We start from the raw sequence: 2,147 nt of genomic DNA, 5'->3' as shown, positions 1-2,147 counted from the left end.
GGCAGGGTCTCGAACTTCGCCCGGAAGGCGTCGGCGGCCTCACCCTTCCAGTGGCCCGAGTCGAGCTTCTTCATCCCGCCGCCCACGAGATCGAACGCCCGCTGGAAGTCCCGGAGGTTCTTCACCGCCGCGCTGATCTTCTCCGGCCTGCCATGGATCAGCTCGTTCGCTTCCTCGCTCTGCCCAAGCTGCTGCTCACCGACCTCCGCACCCAGCGAGGACGCGGTCTCATCCCCCCAGTCCTCGACCGCGTCCGCCCACTCATCGGCGCCGACCATCTCCAGACCGGCACCGACGAAATCGGTACCCTTCTCGATCCCCTCGCCGACGATCTCCTTGCCCTTGTCGACCAGCTTGCCCGCACCGTCGTAAAGGTCCCCGCCGAGCTTCCCCCAGTCCACCATCAGCGACTCTCCCCCCACCGCGGCTGCCCGGCCTGACGAATCGCCTCCTGCGACGGATCAAGCTGCTCCTTCAGGCGTTCATCCGCCGCTGCCCGCACCGCCGGGTCCACCAGCCCGGAGCGTTCCATCGAGTCGAGCGCGGAGTCCTCCACGTCGTAGACGGTGTCCTTCCAGTTCTCCTTCACCTCTTCATGCGCCTTCAGCATCGACTCCCCACTCCAGTCCGGGTCGTCATAAGCGGACTGGTTGCGGATCGTGTCCCAGCTCATCGTCTTGACCTCGTCCTCGGACAGGTGCGGGTTCCCGTTCAGGGAATTCACACCGACCTTGAACGAGTCCTTGATGTACTGCTCCTGCTCCGCGAAGGAACCCGCCGACAAGCCGACCCCGAGCGCGAAGCCGTTCCCCTTCCGCGTCAGCGCCCGCACACCCCACTCCCAGCGATTGCAGAACGTCTCGAACTCCGACGTCAGCCCGCCATGCCCCAACTCCAGCCCCGACAAAGCAAGATCCGAGAACCCCCGCCCCGTCGACGCCTGCCCGATGAACCCGAGATCCTTCAACTCCGCATGCGCCAGATCGATCCCCTTCGCGATCGCCGCCAACACCTCCGGCGGCACCTGAAGATCAGAACTCTCCCCACTCACTGCATCCCCCCGAGATCCACCGCAACCGCGTCCGGCACAATGCCCGCCACCGGCGGAAACAACATCCCGCCCTCACCGCCCGCATCCAGCGCCACCCCCGCAGGCCCCGGCAACAACGGCACCATCACATCCAGCAACCGCGCACCCAACACCGCCTGATACGTCCACTCCCGCCCGGCATCCCCCCGAGCTTGTGCGAACCGCGCCAACGCCTCCTCGTCCGAGAACGCACAGATCCAGCGCACCCCGCACTGCTCCGCCGACCACAGATCCCCCACCTCATCCAGCGGCACCAACACCGCCGTACACCGGAACTCACCCAGCAACACAGCAAACTCACGCCGAGCCACCGCCACCGGATCATGTTCCGGCGTCATGGCACGGGCCAGGTCCGGTACCTCACACGGTGCGGAAGGCACCTCGTCAGCAGCCCAGTCGGCCAAGTCAGCGATCTTTGAACGCCGAGCGGGCGGCTCTGATATGTCATCCCCGTTATCGAACACGCGTCGAATGCTGTCACGGCACACTTCCCGGGAGCAACGAGCAAAAGCAGCCAGCCAGTCACGGCCCAAGGCCGGTCCGGCTCCACACCCACAGAGATGGACCTGCGGGCACCCCACGGAAAGGCTCCGCTGAGCCCCTCGGCCCACTTTCGCTCCGAAACCGGGCAGAGAATGACGCGCCCGACACCGACACCGCCCCCATCCACCTGACCGATCCCAGCAGCCCGCCCCCCGAAGACCACAACAACCCGACTGAGAAACAAGGAAACTTGGGCCCCGGCTTCACGCAAGGAATGAAGACACCCTTCGAGTTCCTCGGCGACGCCTGCGACGCCATCACCGGCCAGAACGGCAGCGCCGGAGCCTTAGTCGACAAGCACCTCCCCATCCGCCCCGCCTACCGCCACCCCCGAGCGCACCGACACCAACGGCCAGAACCCGCCTGCACCCACGACGCGACACACCGGCTGCCCGACCCAAAGCGCATCAAGGGCTCCGGGAACTGAGCTGCCTGCCATGGTCCGAGATACCCAAATCACCTCGTGATCGCCCCAGCGAACAGAGCCATGCGGCTCGGCCAGAACCTCGGAGCA

The 2,147-nt window shown here is 66.1% G+C and carries 4 protein-coding genes; 1 reads left to right on the top strand and 3 read right to left on the bottom strand.

Annotated features, from left to right (window positions below; translation table 11 throughout):
- The 3 genes from ACIOMQ_RS41380 to ACIOMQ_RS41370 form a co-directional block, all read right to left on the bottom strand.
- Nucleotides 1-404, bottom strand: a 404-nt coding sequence (locus ACIOMQ_RS41380) for a putative T7SS-secreted protein (protein WP_402192890.1), incomplete at its 3' end; no start/stop codon positions are given.
- On the bottom strand, nt 404-1,051 hold the full coding sequence (locus ACIOMQ_RS41375) for a hypothetical protein (protein WP_401760070.1): 648 nt from the start codon (nt 1,049-1,051) through the stop codon (nt 404-406). The genes ACIOMQ_RS41380 and ACIOMQ_RS41375, both read right to left, overlap by 1 nt.
- Complete coding sequence (locus tag ACIOMQ_RS41370; protein ID WP_402192892.1) at nt 1,048-1,428, bottom strand: SseB family protein; 381 nt, start codon at nt 1,426-1,428, stop codon at nt 1,048-1,050. The genes ACIOMQ_RS41375 and ACIOMQ_RS41370 overlap by 4 nt, the downstream gene beginning before the upstream one ends.
- A gap of 419 nt (nt 1,429-1,847) precedes the next feature.
- On the opposite strand from ACIOMQ_RS41370, the gene ACIOMQ_RS41365 reads away from it, so the two are divergent.
- Nucleotides 1,848-2,060 carry a hypothetical protein gene (locus ACIOMQ_RS41365; RefSeq protein WP_402192887.1) on the top strand — a complete coding sequence of 71 codons (213 nt, stop codon included), beginning with the start codon at nt 1,848-1,850 and terminating at the stop codon, nt 2,058-2,060.
- The last annotated feature ends 87 nt before the right edge of the window (nt 2,061-2,147 follow it).

This window comes from Streptomyces sp. NPDC087845 (assembly GCF_044742755.1).
Classification (GTDB): Bacteria; Actinomycetota; Actinomycetes; order Streptomycetales; family Streptomycetaceae; genus Streptomyces.
This window is presented reverse-complemented; position numbering and strand designations above follow the sequence as displayed.